Genomic DNA, 19041 nt, shown 5'->3' on the forward strand with positions numbered 1-19041 from the left:
ATGACGCTGAATTCTTGGGGGCACTGTGGGCTACTGACTGTAGTCACCTTGCTTTCTGTGGGAGCTGGCTTGCCTGCGATGCTGGCGCCTCGGTGCATCAGGTACACCGAGGTGATGCTATCGCAGGCAAGCCAGCTCCCACATAAGCGAGTGCCCGCTTGGGATCTAACTAATCAGTGGCGGAAGTGGCGCATGCCGGTGAAGACCATGGCGATGCCGGCTTCATCAGCAGCAGCAATCACCTCGGCATCACGCATCGAACCACCTGGTTGGATCACGGCGGTAACACCGGCTTTCGCGGCATTGTCCAAACCATCGCGGAACGGGAAGAACGCATCGGAAGCCATCACCGAACCGACTACCTGCAAACCAGCGTGTTCAGCCTTGATCGCAGCGATACGCGCCGAGTTCACGCGGCTCATCTGGCCCGCGCCGACACCGATGGTCTGGCGGTTCTTGGCGTAGACGATGGCGTTGGATTTAACGTACTTGGCCACTTTCCAGGCGAAGATCAGGTCGTTGATCTCTTGCTCGGTCGGTGCGCGCTTGGTCACGACTTTCAGGTCTTCGCTGCCGATCATGCCAATGTCGCGGCTTTGCACCAGCAGGCCACCGTTGACGCGCTTGTAGTCCCAGGCCGCAGCGCGGTCAGCCGACCACTCGCCGCAGGCCAGCAGGCGCACGTTGGCTTTGGCGGCAACGATGGCGCGGGCTTCTTCACTGACGCTTGGAGCGATGATCACTTCCACGAACTGACGCTCGACGATCGCCTTGGCGGTCTCGGCATCCAGCTCACGGTTGAAGGCGATGATGCCGCCGAACGCGGATTCGGTGTCGGTGGCGTAGGCCAGTTCGTACGCCTGGCGGATACCGCCTTCTGCGTCCGGGCTCACGGCCACGCCGCACGGGTTGGCGTGCTTGACGATCACACAGGCCGGCTTGACGAAGCTCTTCACACATTCCAGCGCGGCGTCGGTGTCGGCCACGTTGTTGTAGGACAGTTCCTTGCCTTGCAGTTGGGTCGCGGTGGCGATGCCCACTTCGGCCGGCTTGGCTTCAACGTAGAACGCCGCGCTCTGGTGCGGGTTCTCGCCGTAGCGCATTTCCTGGGCCTTGATGAACTGGCTGTTGAAGGTGCGCGGGAATTGGCTGCGGCCTTCGGTCGACAGGGTTTCAGTGGCCTGGTTAACGGTGCCCATGTAGTTGGCGATCATGCCGTCGTAGGCGGCAGTGTGTTCGAACGCCTTGAGCATCAGGTCGAAACGCTGGGCGTAGGTCAGGCCGCCGGCTTTCAGGCTTTCCAGCACATTGGCGTAGTCGCTGGCGTTGACCACGATGGCCACGTCTTTGTGGTTCTTGGCTGCCGAGCGCACCATGGTCGGGCCGCCGATATCGATGTTTTCGATAGCGGTCGGCAGGTCGCAGCCTGGCTTGTTGATGGTGGCTTCGAACGGGTAGAGGTTAACGGCCACCAGGTCGATCGGCTTGATGCCGTGCTCGGCCATGATCGCGTCGTCGGTGCCGCGACGGCCGAGGATGCCGCCGTGGATTTTCGGGTGCAGGGTCTTGACCCGACCGTCCATCATTTCTGCGAAACCGGTGTAGTCCGCCACTTCTACTGCGGCCACGCCGTTGTCCTGCAGCAGTTTGAATGTCCCGCCCGTGGAGAGGATTTCCACGCCCAGGGCTTCCAGCTCCCGGGCAAATTCGAGGATGCCGGTCTTGTCGGAAACGCTGATCAAGGCGCGGCGGATCGGCAGGCGGGTAGTCTGGTCGGTCATTTCAATTTCCATCAAAAGCAAAGGAGTCAGCAAAAAAGGCGACCGTTTTTTACGCGGGCGCCTTTCTGGTTTGATTGAATGCTTACAACAAATCGTACTGTTTGAGCTTTTTGCGCAAGGTGCCACGGTTGAGGCCCAGCAGCTCACTGGCTTTGGTCTGGTTGCCCTTGACGTAGTTCATCACGCTTTCGAGCAAGGGCGCCTCGACTTCGGAGAGCACCAGGTTGTACACGTCCGTGACGGAAGCGCCCTCAAGGTGGGCGAAATAATTGTGCAGCGCCTTCTCGACACTCCCGCGAAGGGTCTGGCCTTCTTCGCTTGGCGTGTTCAGGTGCTGTTTCAAATTGACGTTGTCGCTCACGGGTGTTGTTCCACTCACTAAAGTCTCGGTCATCATCGTCATGCGGCCACCCCCTCTCCGTCCCCTGTCCCCAGGCTCTTGTAACGCTCGCTGAAGAACTCACGAACGTTGGCGCACTGTGCTTCCGTATCATCCAAACGATTGAAGTGGGCGCGAAACTCCCTGGCGCCCGGCAGGGTTGCGAGATACCAGCCGACATGCTTGCGAGCAATGCGTACTCCCATCACGTCTCCGTAGAAGGCGTGCAGGGCGGCCAGATGCTCTAGCAGAATACGTTCCACCTCGATCAACTCCGGTGCCGGCAAGACTTCGCCGGTACGCAGAAAATGCTCGATCTCACGGAAAATCCACGGCCGCCCCTGGGCAGCCCGGCCAATCAACAAGCCATCGGCACCGGTGGCGTGCAGCACGCGCCGGGCCTTCTCGGCTGAGTCGATGTCGCCATTGGCAAACACCGGCATCGACACCGCCTGCTTGATCGCAGCGATGGTGTCGTACTCGGCTTCACCGGTGTAAAGGTCGGCGCGGGTGCGGCCATGCACCGCCAGCGCTGTAATTCCTGCCTGTTCGGCGATCTTCGCCACCGTCAGGCCGTTCTTGTTGTCCCGGTCCCAGCCGGTACGGATCTTCAGGGTCACCGGCACATCCACTGCGGCGACAACGGCCTGCAGGATCTCGGCAACCAACTGCTCATCTTTCAATAGCGCGGAACCGGCGGCCTTGTTGCAGACCTTCTTGGCCGGGCAGCCCATGTTGATGTCGATGATCTGCGCACCCAACTCCACGTTGGCCCGGGCCGCATCCGCCAGCATCTGTGCATCACCACCGGCGATCTGTACCGAGCGCGGCTCGGGATCACCTTCGTGGATCATGCGCATCCGCGATTTGCGGGTGTTCCACAAGCTCATGTCGCTGGTGACCATTTCCGAGACTACAAGACCTGCGCCCAAACGCTTGCACAGCTGACGAAAGGGCTGGTCGGTGACGCCCGCCATCGGGGCGAGAATCAAGCCGTTGTGCAATGTGTATGGGCCGATGCGTACCGCCGACATAGGACTTCCCTGTTGTGGGGTCGGATCATTAGAGTTCGAAAAAGGGTTGGCATGATACCCGCTCTCGATGACTGGATAAAGGCTGAATTGGATAAAATCTGAACAGTTATTTCTTTATCGCCGCCGGTTTGGTCGCACGGCGAAAAGTCAACAAACCGCCGCCAAGGCTTTGTGTGCCGGCCGATTCACTCGGGCGAGTGAAAGCTCAGGCTGTAATTCACGGCTTTGTTGCCTGGATCAAGAATGTCCAGGGAGATGTGGATCGGTGTTTGCGAGGGCATTTCGCTGACCCCGGCCAACTCGCCGCTCAGATATTCGGCAGGCTTGAAGCGACGACTGGCAATCAGGCTGCCGTTGAGGTCGGCAAAGCGCAGCTCCAGCAGCGGGAAGGGCTGGGAGAAGGTGGCGCGGTTATAGATGATGGCATCGACCACCAGCGCGCCGGCGAACTCCGGGTGGCTGCGCACCACCAGGTTGCTGCTCTTGATATGAGCGATGTCGACCCGTGATGGCACGGTGCAGCCGAGGGTCGGGCACAGTTGCTGGAACCACGGGCGATAGGCGTCCTGGCGGGCCAAGTCGTCGAATTGATAGGCGATGTACTGGCCGGCGAGGCCTGCGGCGGCGATCAACACCAGCAGGATCCAGATCAGGCGGCGGCCCCAGCCCTGCGGGCGTTTTTGCGCGTAGAGGTGCAGCGGGTCGTCTTCCAGGTCCTGGAGTACTTCGTCGTGCACGCTGGTGGAAGCGCGCGGGCGCTTGCGGCGCGGGGCCGGGCGCTCTTCGGGTTCCGATTCTTCTGCGGCATGGGTCAGCGGCGTGAACGGCGGGTCGATGTCGTCTTCATCCGGCGTCGAGCGCAGTGGCGGCTCGTCATCCAGGTCGTCGGTGTGGAACGACATGGACGGTTCGGTGCGCTGCTTGGTCGCAGGTGCGTTCGTCGGTTCGGTGTCATCTTCGGCGGCCGGCAGGCGTTCTGCCGGCGGTTCGCTGAACAGGCTGGCGGCCCACTTTTCTTCCTCGGCCTTGACGGTGTCGCGGCTGGCGCTGAGGGGTTCGTCTTTTTGGCGACGGTCTGTGCCCGGTTGGCGACGTTCTGCGCCCAACGGTTGCGTGTGCTGAATCTCGCGGCGTTCGAGCTTGGCCAGTTCCTGGTCGAGGTCCAGGTTGTCGAGGTCCAGCTCTTCGGCGGTCCACTGCTTCTGGCTGATGGCGCGGGGCGCCTCGGGGGCCGGTTCAGCGCTGCTCGGCAGCTCGGGTTCCGCCGCCGTGGCGCTGGCGCGCTGCTCCAGCAGCTGGCGCACCGCGTTGAACACTTGCAGGCACGAGCCGCAGCGCACCACGCCGCGGGCCACGCTCAGTTGAGCGTGGTTGACGCGAAAGCGCGCTTGGCAATGTGGGCACTGGGTGACGAAACTGTCGGTCATGCGGCCATCCGGTTCAGGCAAGCGCTCATTCTAGCGCCGACGCCCGCTGATGCGTACCCAGCCATCACGGTTGGCGATCGGGTCCAGGTCGAAATCCTTGGCGTAGGCGGCGGCCACGTCTTCACCTTGCTCGGCGAGGATGCCCGACAGGGCCAGGCGGCCACCTGGCTTGACTAGGCTCGACAGCTGCGGCGCCAGGGAAACCAGCGGCCCGGCGAGGATGTTCGCCACCAGCACGTCGGCCTGCACCTGCGGCAGGTCTTGCGGCAGATAGAGCGGAAATTTGCCTTCAGGAATGTTGTTGCGACCGGCGTTGTCGCGGGAGGCTTCCAGGGCCTGCACGTCGATATCGGTACCGACGGCTTCCTTGGCGCCCAGCAACAGGGCGGCAATCGCGAGGATCCCCGAGCCGCAACCGAAGTCCAGCACGTTGCTGTCGGTCAGGTCCTGGCCGTCAAGCCATTCCAGGCACAGCGCGGTGGTGGGGTGGGTGCCGGTACCGAACGCCAGGCCCGGGTCCAGCAGCAGGTTCACGGCGGTAGGTTCTGGGGCAGCGTGCCAGCTCGGCACGATCCAGAGGCGCTGGCCGAAACGCATCGGCTGGAAGTTGTCCATCCAGCTGCGTTCCCAGTCCTGATCTTCGATGACTTCACTGTGATGCTCCGGCAGCGGGCTGCCGGTGAGCAGTTCCATATGGGCCAGGACGGCGGCGGCATCGGTGCCGTCTTCGAACAGGGCCAGCAAGTGGGTGTGGGACCACAGCGGGGTGGTGTTGAGTTCGGGTTCGAAGATCGGCTGGTCTTCGGCGTCCATGAAGGTCACCGACACCGCGCCCACTTCGAGGAACGCGTCTTCGTAGGTTTCGGCTTGTTCTGGGCTGATGGCGAGACGGACTTGCAGCCAAGGCATGGCGGGCACCTTTGAAAAATTGAATGTGCGACGGGTGGGTCGCGAAAGCGCGCAAGTTTACGCGAGCGGCGGGAGGGGTGTACACATAACAAATGTGGGAGCGGCGTTGTGTGGGAGCCGGCGGTTCGACGCCTCGACTTGCCCGCGATGCAGGCACCTCGGTTTATCAGTCAAACCGAGTCGATGCTATCGCAGGCAAGCCAGCTCCCACAGGGGAATGCATCCATTCAGCAAAATCCGGGGCCCACAAACAACAAAACCGCCCGGAGGCGGCTTTGTCGTTTCAGGACACTTACTGGTTAGCCAGCTTGTGTTCCAGGTAGTGAATGTTCACACCACCTTCGCAGAAGCCTTCATCGCGGACCAGGTCCCGGTGCAGCGGGATGTTGGTCTTGATGCCGTCTACCACGATTTCGTCCAGGGCGTTGCGCATACGGGCCATGGCCTCGTCGCGGGTCGCGCCCCAGGTGATCAGCTTGCCGATCAGCGAGTCGTAGTTGGACGGAACCTTGTAGCCGCTGTACAGGTGCGAATCCACACGTACGCCGTTGCCGCCGGGCGCGTGGAAATGCTTGACCAGGCCAGGGCTTGGGATAAAGGTTTTCGGGTCTTCGGCGTTGATGCGGCACTCCAGGGAGTGGCCGTGCATCTTCACGTCGTCCTGGGTGAAGGACAACGGGTTGCCAGCGGCGATGCTCAGCATCTCCTTGACGATATCGATACCGGTGACCATCTCCGAAACCGGGTGCTCTACCTGCACACGAGTGTTCATCTCGATGAAGTAGAAACGACCGTTCTCGTAGAGGAACTCAAAGGTACCGGCGCCACGGTAATTGATGTCGATGCACGCCTTGACGCAGCGAGCCAGGACTTCTTCGCGCGCTTTTTCGTCCAGGCCCGGTGCCGGCGCTTCTTCCAGTACCTTCTGGTGACGACGTTGCAGCGAGCAATCGCGGTCGCCCAGGTGGATGGCGTGGCCCTGGCCGTCGGACAGTACTTGCACTTCCACGTGACGTGGGTTGGTCAGGTACTTTTCCAGGTAGACCATCGGGTTGCCGAACCAGGCGCCCGCTTCGGAGCGAGTCTGCTTGGCCGCTTCGATCAGGTCTTCTTCCTTGTGCACAACGCGCATGCCGCGACCACCACCGCCACCGGCGGCCTTGATGATCACCGGGTAACCGACTTCACGACCAATGCGCAGAGCGGTTTCCTCGTCTTCCGGCAGCGGGCCGTCGGAACCTGGAACGGTTGGCACGCCGGCCGCGATCATCGCGTCCTTGGCCGACACCTTGTCACCCATCAGGCGAATGGTCTCGGCTTTCGGGCCGATGAAGGCGAAGCCGGATTTTTCCACCTGTTCGGCGAAGTCGGCGTTTTCCGCGAGGAAGCCGTAGCCTGGGTGGATGCCATCAGCGCCGGTCACTTCAGCGGCCGCGATGATGTTGGACACTTTCAGGTACGAGTTCGTGGCCAGTGGCGGGCCGATGCAGATGCTTTCGTCCGCCAGTTTCACGTGCATCAATTCGGTATCGGCCGTCGAGTAAACAGCGACGGTCTTGATGCCCTCTTCCTTACAGGCGCGCAGGATCCGCAGCGCGATCTCGCCGCGGTTGGCGATCAGGACTTTTTGCAGTTTCTTCGCAGGTTTCAACATCGAAGGCGCTCCGCGGTTCAAACGATGGTGAACAGCGGCTGGTCGTACTCAACCGGCTGACCGTTTTCTACCAGGATGGATTCGATCACGCCGGCTTTTTCAGCGGTGATGTGGTTCATCATCTTCATCGCTTCGACGATGCAGATGGTGTCGCCCACTTTCACGCTCTGGCCAACTTCAACGAAGGCTGGCGAGGTCGGTGCCGGGGTGCGGTAGAACGTACCGACCATTGGCGACTTGACCACGAAACCGTTCAACACAGGTGCAGCTGGCGCAGCAGGAGCGGCGGCGGCTGGCGCAGCAGGTGCAGCGGCTGGAGCCGGTGCTTGCATTTGCGGTGCGTAGAACTGTTGGGCCGGGGTCTTGCTGTGGCGGCTGATCCGTACGGATTCTTCGCCTTCCTTGATTTCCAGTTCGTCGATACCGGACTCTTCCAGCAGCTCGATCAGTTTCTTAACTTTACGGATATCCATGAATCATCAACTCCCAAGGGTCGGTCAGGGGCGCTTGGCCGGTTGTTCAATGTGTTCCAGGGCGGCCTCCAGGGCCAGTCGGTAACCGCTGGCGCCAAGGCCGCAGATCACACCTACTGCTACATCGGAGAAGTAGGAGTGATGGCGGAAAGCTTCGCGTTTGTGCACGTTGGACAAATGCACTTCGATGAATGGGATGCTCACCGCCAGCAGCGCGTCACGTAATGCAACGCTTGTATGCGTAAAAGCGGCGGGATTGATCAGGATAAAGTCCACGCCTTCGCCGCGCGCGGCATGGATGCGATCAATCAATTCGTACTCGGCGTTGCTTTGCAGGTAGAGCAGATGGTGGCCGGCTTCACGGGCCCGGCGTTCCAGATCGAGGTTGATCTGTTCCAGGGTCACTGCCCCGTAGACGCCCGGTTCACGGGTGCCGAGCAGGTTCAGGTTGGGTCCGTGCAGAACCAGAAAGGTCGCCATCGGCTGTTCCTTGTTATTGATAGGGGTACGGCAGAACCCGGCGACTATGCCGCAAAGCCTTTGTGACTGTCCAGTTCTATGCAGTAGGCAGCACGATTAGCGAGGATAGCGCAAAATTTGTGACTGCCGGGCTGGATCCGGTCAGTGTGGGAGCTGGCTTGCCTGCGATGAGGGCGGCACATTCAACAGAGTTGTTGACTGAACCACCGCTATCGCAGGCAAGCCAGCTCCCACATTTGATCTCCATCCAGGCTGAGACCGAGTTACACGCGGAACGCCTGCACCGCCGTGTTGAGCTGCCCGCCCAGCACCAACAGATGCTCACCCTGGCTGCGGCCCTGGCCGATGCGCAGCAAGTTGTCTTCACCCAGCTGATGAATCCGCTCACTGTTGTCACGAATCTCACTCACCGCACCACTCTGCTGCGCGGTCACATCGGCGATGCGCACCGCCGTCTCGGAAATGGTCTGGATTGCCCCGACGATTTCATCCAGCGCACCGTCGGCTGCTTGCGCTTGCTGGGCGGTGGCTTCGGCGTGTTCGACCTGGGCGCGCATGCCTTGCACCGATTGGTGCGCGGCGGTTTGCAGGCCGGCGATCAGGGTCTGGATCTCGGCGGTGGCGCCGGCGGTGCGTTGGGCCAGAGAGCGCACTTCGTCGGCGACGACGGCAAAGCCACGCCCGGCTTCACCGGCGCGGGCGGCTTCGATGGCGGCGTTGAGCGCCAGCAGGTTGGTCTGGTCGGCAATCGAGCGGATCACCGTGAGGACGCCGCCGATGGTGGCGGACTCTTCGGCGAGTTTCTCGATCATCTGCGCATTTTGCTGCACTTCACCCACCAGCGCGTGCAGCCCGGTGAGGCTCAGGCCGATCACCCGTTGGCCTTGCTCCACGGCTTCACCGGCGCTGCGACTGGCGCCTGCGGCCTGGCTGGCATCGCCGGCCACTTGTTGAATGGTTGCTTCCAATTCGCCCAGGGAGTCGCGGATCTGCGCGGTGTCGCCGGCCTGGCGCTCGGCGCCGTCATGCAGGCCGCTGCTCAGCTCGGCGAGGGCGCGGCTGCTGCCGGCGACTTCCTCGGCGTTGCCGCGAATGGTGCCCACCAACGCCACCAGATAGGCACGCAAGCGGTTCAGGGACGCTTCGATGTCGTGCAGTTCGCGGTTGGTCTTGCCCAGGGCGATCGGCTGGCTGAAGTCGCCTTCGGCCCAGGTGGAAAGAGCCGGCGCCAGGTTGGTCAGCACTCGTGCCAAGCGGCGTTGCAGGGTGTCGATCAGCAGCGCGATCAGCAGGATCAGGCCGATCATCACGCCTTGCATCACTCGCACTTCGCCCTGGATCTTGCCGTGTTGCGCGCGCACCACCGGCTCCAGGCCGGCGATGGCTTGCTGTACGGCGTTGATTTTCAAGTGGGTGCTGGCGGCGAGGTCGGCGCGTTGCTGGATTTGTTCGCGGGTGCGCTTGAGTTCGGCGGGGTAGCGGGTCAGCAGGCTGTTGAGTTCGCGCTTGAGGTCGACGGCGGTGTCCTGGACTTCGGCTTTTTCGCTGTTTTCCAGGCCCATCAAGGCGGAAAAGTCGTCGGCGCTGGACTCGGCGCTGGCCTTCACGCCCAGCAGCGGCAGTTGCCCCAACACGTCGGCCTGGCTGCGGATATTGCCGACTTCGCGTTCCACATCGTCCGCCAGCTCGGCGCGGCCGCTGCTCACCAGCTTGTCGCGGGCCAGGGACAACTTGCCCAGGTGTTGCGAAGCGGCCAGCAGCGGTGGCAGGTAACGCGCGGCGTCCGGGGAATTCACGCCGAGGGCGTATTGGCTCAGTTGCTCCAGGTTCGCGCCCAGCTCGCGCTCGGCTTGCAGCAGCAGGGCTTGCGGGTCGCCGGCCAGCTTGCCGGCGGCGAGCAGGTCGGTCTTGCCGAAGGTGTCCAGGTCGGCAAGGCTCGGGCGCAGGTTTTGCGCGAGGTCGGCGGGCAGTTCATCCAGATGCAGCAGCAGGCTTTCCAGGCTTTGGCTGGCGCTGCTCAAGCGCAGGGCGTCGCCGCTGGCGAGGTAGTCGTCGATATTGCGCGCGGCCTGGTTCTGGAAGGTCTGGGACAGGCCCAGGTAGCGTTCCATCAACAAATACGGGCGCTCCAGTGCCCGTTGCGACCACCAGAGTGTCGCCCCGAGCGCCAGGCACACGGCCACCAGCAGAAGGGTATTGAGATTGGTCAGCAGCTTCAGGCGCATGCGTGGTTTCAACCGACAGCAAAAGGTAAGTGCCTGAAGTTATTGCGTTTTCATTACAGGGTTATGACGGTATCAGTGGAATCTGGTGAAAAGGTGGCACTTTGCTTTGATGTGCGCGCGGCCTGCACCCGGTTGCGTCCGGCGTGCTTGGCGCGGTACAGCGCCTCGTCGGCCTGGGCGGCCATCATCAGGCTGTCGGAATCGTCGCACAGCTCCACCAGACCGGCGCTGAAGGTGCACCACAGGTCTTGCGGCTGGGCCGGGTAGTGAATTTCGGCAAAGCGCCCACGGATTTCATCCAGCACCTTGCAGGCCGATTCCAGGTCGGTATCCGGCATGACGATGGCAAACTCTTCGCCGCCGTAGCGCCCGATGTAATCGGTCTTGCGCAGCCGCTGCTTGAGAAACAGCGCCAGGCTCTTGATCACACGGTCGCCCATGGGGTGGCCGTGGCTGTCGTTGACCCGCTTGAAGTGGTCGATGTCGAGCATGGCAAAGCTCAACGGCTTGTTCTCGCGGCGCGCGCGGAAGCTGCAGTCTTCGAGCAATTGCAGGATGTGCGTGTGGTTGTACAGGCCGGTCAGGCTGTCGCGCACCATCCGCGCCTTGAGGTGGCGCGCACGCGCCGCGCGGTTGCGCACGGTGGTGATCAGGTGGCGCGGCTTGATCGGCTTGGTGAGGAAGTCGTCGCCGCCTTCGCTCATGGCGTCCAGTTGCTTGTCCAGGTCGTCTTCGGCCGACAGGTAGATGATCGGCACGCTGACATAACGGTCGTTGTGGCGGATCACCTTGGCCAGTTCGGTACCGGTACAGGCTGGCATATACATGTCGAGGATGATCAGGTCGGGCTGGAAGTCGGCCAGCTCGGCCATCGCCTGGATCGGCTCGATCAGCGTGCGGGTGACGATGCCGGCGCTGTTGAGCAGTCGCTCGGTGTGCAGCGCCTGGGCCCGCGAGTCGTCGATGATCAGCACTTTGTAGGGTTCGTACTGGGCGACGCAGGTGAGCACTTCGATCTTTTCCAGCAGGCTGGAGGCTTCCAGGGTGCCGGTGAGGAATTCCTGGCCGCCGGCACGCACGGCGGCGAGGCGGGTCGGGGTGTCGGTTTCGTGCAGGCTGAAAAACAGCAGCGGCAGCTTTTGCTCCAGGCCTTCCTGGGCTTCGGCGGCGAGTTGCAGGCCCAGGCCGGGGCCGCAGAAGTCCACGTCCATGACGATGGCCGACGGCAAGCGCTCGGTCATCGACGCACGAAACGCCGCTACGCTGTCCAGGGACTGGGCGCTCATGCCAAAGAATTCCAGCTGCTTGGCCAGGCGTTCGGCGCGGTCGTGATCGGCAAGCATCACGTAGATCGGCTTGCGCATTGGCGGCAGGAAGGTTTGTTCCAGCTGATCGCCCTGGCGCAGGCCGGTGCGGGACAGGCGCTGCATCAAGCGATTGAGTTCGGTGATCAACTGGCTGCTCAGGCGGCCACGGTTTTCGTCCACCTGCTTGAGCGACTCGCCGATGTGCCGGGCCAACTGGCCGTGCTCGGGTTGTTCGAAACGCTCGGCAAAACGCAGCAGGCGCAGGTTGGCTTCGCTGAGTTCGGAGAGGTCGGCGTTGGACCATTCGCTGCGTTGCAGGCGCTGCCAGATCTCAAGAATTTGACGTGCCTGATGAATTACCCGCTGGGCAAAATGGTGCTTGAGACGCTCACGGCTGGGGTCTTCTGGCTCGGTCATATCCTGACTACTAGTTAGGCTGCATGCTGAGGTCGAACTGATGGCTCTATGCTAGCACCTCTTTTCTGTTACATGAGTGTCATGCGTCAATTAACTGCGAGACTTATGCATTCAATTTTTGACTCAATGGTCGCGCAGCGAAGAAAGCGTGCATCCTTTATAGTCCTACGCCCGCGTGCGCGACTTTCTTGCGCTAAAAGCCCCGCGCCGACGGGCACGATGGGGTAGGGTTGTGGTCGGAGTGTTTTAACGCACCCGGACAATAGACGTGCATGAACTCAAGTGATTGAAAGGATATCGCCATGCTGGACTGGAAAAACCGTGCAGACAGTGCCAAAGGCCCCGCCCCTGAGCCCAAGTCGGCCAACCGCAGCTATTTTCGCACTCTGCTGATGAGCCGCGCCGTGCTCAGCCTGCTGGGCTTGTACCTGTTGGTCACCGGCGGCCTGGGGTGGTACTGGAGCGAAGAACCGGCGCTGTTCCCGGTCCAGCAAAACGCGCAGATTGCCGCCGAGAAGGAAGGCAAGCAGATGGTGGTGGGCTACACCACCGTCGAAACCCTCAAGACCGTGGTCGGCACCTTGCTGAACAAGCCTGGTGGTTATATTTCCAACGACCGTTTCCCGCCTGGCCTGTGGATGGACAACATGCCGAGCTGGGAATACGGCGTGCTGGTGCAGGTGCGCGACCTGACCCGCGCCCTGCGTAAAGACTTCGCCCGCTCCCAGTCGCAGTCGGCCGAAGACGCCGACTTGGCCAAGGCCGAGCCGCGCTTCAACTTCGACAACAAGAGCTGGGTGCTGCCGTCCAGCGAGTCGGAATACCAGGAAGGCATCAATTCCCTGAGCCGCTACGAGGCGCGCCTGTCTGACCCGAACCAGCGCGGCGCGCTGTTCTATGCCCGCGCCGACAACCTCAACAACTGGCTGGGTGATGTCGCTACCCGCTTGGGTTCGCTGTCGCAGCGCCTGTCGGCCAGCGTTGGCCGGGTCAAATTGAACACCGCACTGAAAACCGAAGCCCTGGCGCCGGGTGAAGTGCCGCAGGTCGACGAAGAAGTGGTGGAAACCCCATGGATGCAGATCGACAACGTGTTCTACGAGGCCCGTGGCCAGGCGTGGGCGTTGTCCCACCTGTTGCGCGCCATCGAAGTCGACTTTGCCGACGTCCTGGCGAAGAAAAACGCCACGGTCAGCGTGCGTCAGATCATTCGTGAGCTGGAAGCCTCGCAGGAGCCGGTGTGGAGCCCCATGATCCTTAACGGCAGTGGCTTCGGCGTACTGGCGAACCATTCGCTGGTAATGGCCAACTATATTTCCCGGGCCAACGCGGCCGTGATCGACTTGCGTCAGCTGCTCAACCAGGGTTGATGATGGACGCTAGCCAAAAAGAGGCCGCGCACCGTGCGGCCTCTGATGCCGAACTGATCTGCTGGGTGGACGAGGAGGATAGGCTCCTCGGCCACCTGGTGCGGTCCGACCTGCGCCAGCGCGGGCTTATCGGCCGTTGCACCTTTATCTTCCTGTTCAACGCCGCGGGCGAGCTGTGTGTGCACCGACGCACCCTGAGCAAAGCCATGTACCCCGGTTTCTGGGACACGGCGGCGGGTGGGATGGTCGCGGCGGGGGAGAGTTATGCCGATTCGGCGGCCCGCGAGCTGGAGGAAGAACTGGGTGTGGCCGGTGTAGAACTGGTCGAGCATGACCACTTTTACTTTGCCGACGGCGACAGCCGGCTCTGGTGCAAATCCTACTCGGCCGTGTGGGACGGGCCCCTGCGTTTGCAGCCCGAAGAAGTCATGGAAGCGCGCTTTTTGCCCATCGAAACGGTCCTGCAGGAAGCTGAACAAAAGCCCTACTGCCCGGACGCCCAGGAAGGCTTGCGGCGCTATCTGGCCCTGCGTCGCTAAAGTTGCATAAATTGGCGCGTTTTGGCCCTTAGCAAGTCGGCTTTTTGCCGTTACACTGCGCGACTTTTCACCCGAGCCACCCTGCTATTAGGAGTAAGGCGGTTCGGTAGCGCTGCCCCTGCCTGAGTGGGGCTTCGCGGTCGGTAGTCCCGTTGCGGGTACCGATCTGTCTTTGTCCTCCCAAGAGGATTGCCGGTGGCCAAAAAAGCCGCATCCTTCGCCGCCCTTGGTGGCCTGGTATTTTCCACCGACGCAGGTCGCCACTGCCCGGACTGTCGTCAGCCCGTGGATTCGTGTACCTGCAAACAGACCCTGATCCCCGAAGGCGACGGTATTGCCCGCGTACGACGCGAAAGCAAGGGCCGTGGCGGCAAGACGGTGACCACCATCACCGGTGTGCCGCTGGCCGAAGAGGCCCTGAAGGAGCTCGCCACGACGCTGAAAAAGCGCTGTGGCACCGGTGGCGCGTTGAAAGACGGCGTCATCGAGATCCAGGGCGATCACGTCGAGCTGCTGTTGGCCGAGCTGATCAAGCTCGGTTACAAAGCCAAGAAGTCCGGCGGCTGAAAGCCTCTTTCCGACCTGTGTCTAAACTCTGTCCTGCGCGTGGGGTCTTACCTCGCACGCAGGCAAATCGTCATTTTCATTCTTTAGACTGCGCCAGCCTCTGACTAGGGGCGGCGCCTTCGACTTCATTTATAGGGGACTTCGATGTCCGTACGACGCACACGCAAAGACGATGGCAGCCAATGGACAGTTGCGGACAGCCGCAGTGTTTATGGGATTCGCCATTGGGGGGCCGGGTATTTCGCGATCAATGATGCCGGTCGCGTTGAAGTCCGTCCGAACGGCCCGAACAGCACGCCGGTTGACCTGTACGAGCAAGTCGACGAGCTGCGCAAAAGCGGCCTGTCCTTGCCGCTGCTGGTGCGTTTTCCCGACATCCTGCAAGACCGTGTACGGCAGCTGACCGGCGCCTTCGATGCAAACATCGAACGCCTGGAATACCAGAGCAAGTACACCGCGCTGTACCCGATCAAGGTGAACCAGCAGGAAGCGGTGATCGAAAACATCATCGCCACCCAGGACGTTTCCATTGGCCTCGAAGCCGGTTCCAAGCCGGAGCTGCTGGCCGTGCTGGCGTTGGCGCCGAAGGGCGGCACCATCGTCTGCAACGGTTACAAGGACCGTGAGTTCATCCGCCTCGCGCTGATGGGCCAGAAGCTCGGCCACAACGTCTTCATCGTGATCGAGAAAGAATCCGAAGTTGAGCTGGTGATCGAAGAAGCCGCCAACCTCAAGGTCAAACCGCAGGTTGGCCTGCGCGTGCGTTTGTCGTCCCTGGCGTCGAGCAAATGGGCAGACACCGGTGGCGAGAAATCCAAGTTCGGCTTGTCGGCGGCGCAACTGTTGTCCGTGGTCGAGCGCTTCCGCGCGGCCGGCCTGGACCAGGGCATCCGCCTGCTGCACTTCCACATGGGTTCGCAGATCGCCAACCTGGCCGACTACCAGCACGGGTTCAAGGAAGCCATTCGTTACTACGGCGAACTGCGCAACCTCGGCCTGCCGGTGGATCACATCGACGTCGGCGGCGGCCTCGGCGTGGACTACGACGGTACCCACTCGCGTAACGCCAGCTCGATCAACTACGACATGGACGACTACGCCGGCGTGGTCGTGGGCATGCTCAAGGAATTCTGCGACGCGCAGAGCCTGCCGCACCCGAACATCTTCTCCGAAAGCGGCCGTTCCCTGACCGCCCACCACGCCATGCTGGTGGTGCAAGTCACCGACGTCGAGAAACACAACGACGACGTGCCAGTGATCGAGAACAAGGAAAGCCTGCCGGAAACCGTGCAATGGCTGGTGGACCTGCTGGGTCCGACCGACATCGAGATGGTCACCGAAACCTACTGGCGCGCCACCCACTACATGAGCGACGTGGCCACCCAGTACGCCGACGGCAAACTGACCCTGGCGGAAAAAGCCCTGGCCGAACAGTGCTACTTCGCCGTGTGCCGGCGCCTGCACAACTCGCTGAAAGCCCGCCAGCGCTCGCACCGCCAGGTGCTGGACGAACTCAACGACAAGCTGGCCGACAAGTACATCTGCAACTTCTCGGTGTTCCAGAGCCTGCCGGACACCTGGGCCATCGGCCAGGTATTGCCGATCCTGCCGCTGCACCGCCTCGACGAAGAGCCGCTGCGCCGCGCCGTGCTGCAAGACCTGACCTGCGACTCCGACGGCAAGATCAAGCAGTACGTCGACGAGCAGTCCATCGAGACCAGCCTGCCGGTGCACGCCTTGAACGAAGGTGAAGACTACTTGCTGGGCATCTTCCTGGTGGGTGCTTACCAAGAGATCCTCGGCGACATGCACAACCTGTTCGGTGACACCGACTCGGTGAACATCTACCAGCGTGAAGACGGTTCGGTATACAGCGCCGGGATCGAGACCCACGACACCATCGAAGACATGCTGCGCTATGTGCACTTGTCGCCGGAGGAGTTGATGACCCACTACCGTGACAAGTGCGCGAGCGCGAAGATCAGTGCAGCGGAGCGGACCCAGTTCCTCGACGCGTTGCGTCTGGGGCTGACGCGTTCTTCGTACCTGTCCTCATAATCTGAGCTGACCGCAATCTAGAATGTGGGAGCTGGCTTGTGTGGGAGCTGGCTTGCCTGCGATGCAGACACCTCGGTCTAACTGACAAACCGAGGCGATGCTATCGCAGGCAAGCCAGCTCCCACATTTGACCCTGTTTTTGGCAGTAGCTTCTGTGTGAGGGCTGGACGATGTCGAGCAAACTCCTGCAAGCCTTCACCCTGGCACTCACCGCCTTCCTCGCGGCCTGCTCCCCGATCAAAGTGCTCAACGCACTCACCCCCTCCAGCACCTTTACCAAAACTTCCGCCATCGCCTACGGCACCGATCCCCGGCAACAGCTCGATATCTACCGACCTGCGCCGGCGCTTTCCAACGCCCCCGTGGTGGTGTTTTTCTACGGTGGTAGCTGGAACAACGGCTCCAAGGACGACTACGGTTTCGTCGGCGAAGCCCTGGCTTCGCGCGGTATCGTCGTGGTCATTGCCGATTACCGCCTCTACCCGCAAGTACGTTATCCCGCCTTTCTCCAGGACGGCGCCCAAGCGGTGGCCTGGACGTATCAACACATCGCCGACTACGGCGCCGACCCTCAGCAGCTCTATGTGATGGGCCACAGCTCCGGCGCCTACAACGCGTCGATGCTGGCTCTGGATGCGCGCTGGCTGAAGGAGGTGGGTTTGTCGCCGGGCATCTTCAAAGGCTGGATCGGCCTGGCCGGGCCCTATGACTTCCTGCCGATTGAAAATCGCGACGTGCGGCCGGTGTTTTTCTTCCCTGATTCGCCGCCAGAGTCCCAGCCGATCAACCACGTGAGTACCGGCGCGCCACCGAGCCTGTTGATCGCCTCGACGGATGACGACCTGGTCAACCCCACGCGTAATACCGGTGGGCTGGCGCAGAAACTACGCGCGGCCGGTGTGCCGGTGGAAGAGTTTTACTTCGGTAAAACCAGCCACGCCACACTGGTGGCCTCCATTTCCCGCCCGCTGCGTTGGCTGGCGCCGGTGCTGGACCGCGTCACCGCGTTTATCCAAGCCACTGGTCCCGCCGGTTCAAGCGCCAGGCAATCGCCCACAAAGTGAGGCTGCGCAACGCCATAAACAGCAGGAAGGTTATCCACAGGCCGTGGTTGCCCAAGCCTTGCAGCGCCCAGGCGAATGGCAGCGTGAGCAGCACCGTCAGCAGCATGCCGTTGCGCATTTCCCGGGCGCGGGTGGCACCGATGAACAGGCCGTCCAACAGATAACTCCACACCGCAATCAATGGCAGTACCGCCAGATACGGCAAGTAGAGGTCAGCCGTTGCGCGCACGCTGGGGATATCGGTCTGCATGGCGATAAACAGGTGGCCGGCGACGGTGAACAGCAGGGCAAAGCCGACGCTGGCGATCAACGACCAACCGCCCGCCACCACCAATGAACGGCGCAGCGCTTGGCGGTCATGGGCGCCGATGGCGTGGCCGCACAGGGCTTCGACCGCATGGGCCAGGCCGTCCAGCGCATGCGCCGTCAACAACAGGCCGTTGAGCAGCAGCGCGTTGGCCGCCACGGTGGCATCGCCCAGACGTGCGCCTTGCACGGTGATCATGAAAAACACCGACTGCAATGCCAGGCTGCGGATAAAAATGTCGCGGTTCACCGCCAGCAGCGGGCGCCAGCTCTCCCACAGCTTCAACGCGGCCCAGGCGATATGCCCGGGGTAGGCGCGCAGGGCCTTTTGCGTGAGGGCCAGGCCGAGCAGGGCGCCGGTCCATTCGGCGATCACCGAGGCTCGCGCCGAACCGACCACGCCCCAATCCAGGCCGAGGACGAACCACAGGTTCAGCGCGATATTCACCAGGTTGGTGGTCAGCAGAATCGCCAGCGGCGCGCGGGCGTTTTGGGTGCCGAGGAACCAGCCGACCAGCGCATAGCTTGCAAGGGCGGCGGGCAGGCCGAATAAACGCGTGTGGAAAAAATCCTGGGTCAGTTGATTGAGCTCGGGGGAGGGCTGCATCCACTCCAGGGCCAGATGGCTAAAAGGAATGCCCACCGTCCCCAGCAACATCGCCAGCCCCACCGCCAGCAACAACCCTTGCAGGAGGATTTGCCGCAACGCCGCGCCATCATTGCGCCCGGCGGCCTGGGCGGCGAAACCGGTGGAACCCATGCGCAGGAAACCCATGGCCCAGGCCAGGAAGGTATACAGGCTGGCGCCGACGGCCACGGCGCCCAACTGATGGGCGTGGGGCAAGTGGCCGATGACCATGCTGTCTACCAGGGCTACCAATGGCACCGAGATATTCGACAGGATCATCGGCGCGGCCAGGGCCCAGACCTTGCGGTGGGTGGGGCGGTGGCGCCAGTCGGTGAGTAGGGTGGGCATGCGGGCTCCTCGGGGAGCGGCATTGTAACCATCCCTTAATGCCACCGCAGGACCAATGTGGGAGCTGGCTTGCCT

At 62.1% G+C, this 19041-nt stretch carries 16 protein-coding genes; 5 read left to right on the forward strand and 11 right to left on the reverse strand.

Annotated features, from left to right (window positions below; all coding sequences use genetic code 11):
* Positions 1–173 precede the first annotated feature (173 nt).
* The 10 genes from purH to ACU688_RS26300 form a co-directional block, all read right to left on the reverse strand.
* Positions 174–1781 carry a bifunctional phosphoribosylaminoimidazolecarboxamide formyltransferase/IMP cyclohydrolase gene (purH, locus tag ACU688_RS26255; RefSeq protein ID WP_448186977.1) on the reverse strand — a complete coding sequence of 536 codons (1608 nt, stop codon included), beginning with the start codon at positions 1779–1781 and terminating at the stop codon, positions 174–176.
* A gap of 82 nt (positions 1782–1863) precedes the next feature.
* Positions 1864–2184, reverse strand: a complete 321-nt coding sequence (gene fis, locus ACU688_RS26260; protein WP_002555375.1) for a DNA-binding transcriptional regulator Fis — start codon at positions 2182–2184, stop codon at positions 1864–1866.
* Positions 2181–3194 (reverse strand): tRNA dihydrouridine synthase DusB, encoded by a 1014-nt coding sequence (gene dusB, locus ACU688_RS26265; protein ID WP_017738533.1) that lies wholly within the window; start codon positions 3192–3194, stop codon positions 2181–2183. The genes fis and dusB overlap by 4 nt, the downstream gene beginning before the upstream one ends.
* Positions 3195–3379: 185 nt before the next feature.
* Entirely contained in the window at positions 3380–4621 is a 1242-nt protein-coding gene (locus tag ACU688_RS26270; RefSeq protein ID WP_448186978.1) for a DUF3426 domain-containing protein, read from the reverse strand.
* Positions 4622–4651: 30 nt separating this feature from the next.
* Positions 4652–5530, reverse strand: a complete 879-nt coding sequence (gene prmA, locus ACU688_RS26275) for a 50S ribosomal protein L11 methyltransferase (protein ID WP_448186979.1) — start codon at positions 5528–5530, stop codon at positions 4652–4654.
* A 292-nt stretch (positions 5531–5822) separates the two neighbouring features.
* Positions 5823–7184 (reverse strand): acetyl-CoA carboxylase biotin carboxylase subunit, encoded by a 1362-nt coding sequence (gene accC, locus ACU688_RS26280; protein ID WP_017738536.1) that lies wholly within the window; start codon positions 7182–7184, stop codon positions 5823–5825.
* A gap of 17 nt (positions 7185–7201) precedes the next feature.
* Entirely contained in the window at positions 7202–7657 is a 456-nt protein-coding gene (gene accB, locus ACU688_RS26285; RefSeq protein ID WP_448186980.1) for an acetyl-CoA carboxylase biotin carboxyl carrier protein, read from the reverse strand.
* A gap of 24 nt (positions 7658–7681) precedes the next feature.
* Positions 7682–8137, reverse strand: coding sequence for a type II 3-dehydroquinate dehydratase (gene aroQ / locus ACU688_RS26290; protein WP_017738538.1), 456 nt, complete (start codon positions 8135–8137; stop codon positions 7682–7684).
* A gap of 263 nt (positions 8138–8400) precedes the next feature.
* On the reverse strand, positions 8401–10362 hold the full coding sequence (locus tag ACU688_RS26295) for a methyl-accepting chemotaxis protein (protein WP_448186981.1): 1962 nt from the start codon (positions 10360–10362) through the stop codon (positions 8401–8403).
* 53 nt (positions 10363–10415) lie between these two features.
* The gene (locus ACU688_RS26300; protein ID WP_448186982.1) at positions 10416–12086 is read right to left on the reverse strand and encodes a diguanylate cyclase; all 1671 of its coding nucleotides are present in this window, start codon (positions 12084–12086) and stop codon (positions 10416–10418) included.
* Between the two features lie 302 nt (positions 12087–12388).
* Between ACU688_RS26300 and ACU688_RS26305 the strand changes: the two genes are divergently transcribed.
* From ACU688_RS26305 to ACU688_RS26325, 5 genes are all read left to right on the forward strand, one after another.
* The gene (locus tag ACU688_RS26305) at positions 12389–13456 is read left to right on the forward strand and encodes a DUF2333 family protein (protein WP_448186983.1); all 1068 of its coding nucleotides are present in this window, start codon (positions 12389–12391) and stop codon (positions 13454–13456) included.
* 2 nt (positions 13457–13458) lie between these two features.
* Positions 13459–13995, forward strand: a complete 537-nt coding sequence (locus tag ACU688_RS26310) for an NUDIX hydrolase (RefSeq protein WP_448186984.1) — start codon at positions 13459–13461, stop codon at positions 13993–13995.
* Between the two features lie 195 nt (positions 13996–14190).
* Entirely contained in the window at positions 14191–14562 is a 372-nt protein-coding gene (locus ACU688_RS26315; protein WP_012722004.1) for a translation initiation factor Sui1, read from the forward strand.
* A gap of 144 nt (positions 14563–14706) precedes the next feature.
* Positions 14707–16620, forward strand: coding sequence for an arginine decarboxylase (gene speA, locus ACU688_RS26320; RefSeq protein WP_448186985.1), 1914 nt, complete (start codon positions 14707–14709; stop codon positions 16618–16620).
* Between the two features lie 170 nt (positions 16621–16790).
* Entirely contained in the window at positions 16791–17684 is an 894-nt protein-coding gene (locus ACU688_RS26325) for an alpha/beta hydrolase (protein ID WP_448186986.1), read from the forward strand.
* On the opposite strand, the gene ACU688_RS26330 is transcribed toward ACU688_RS26325, so the two are convergent.
* The gene (locus ACU688_RS26330; RefSeq protein ID WP_448186987.1) at positions 17629–18966 is read right to left on the reverse strand and encodes an MATE family efflux transporter; all 1338 of its coding nucleotides are present in this window, start codon (positions 18964–18966) and stop codon (positions 17629–17631) included. The genes ACU688_RS26325 and ACU688_RS26330 overlap by 56 nt on opposite strands.
* Positions 18967–19041: the final 75 nt, after the last annotated feature.

This window comes from Pseudomonas acericola (SeqCode), from assembly GCF_053456465.1.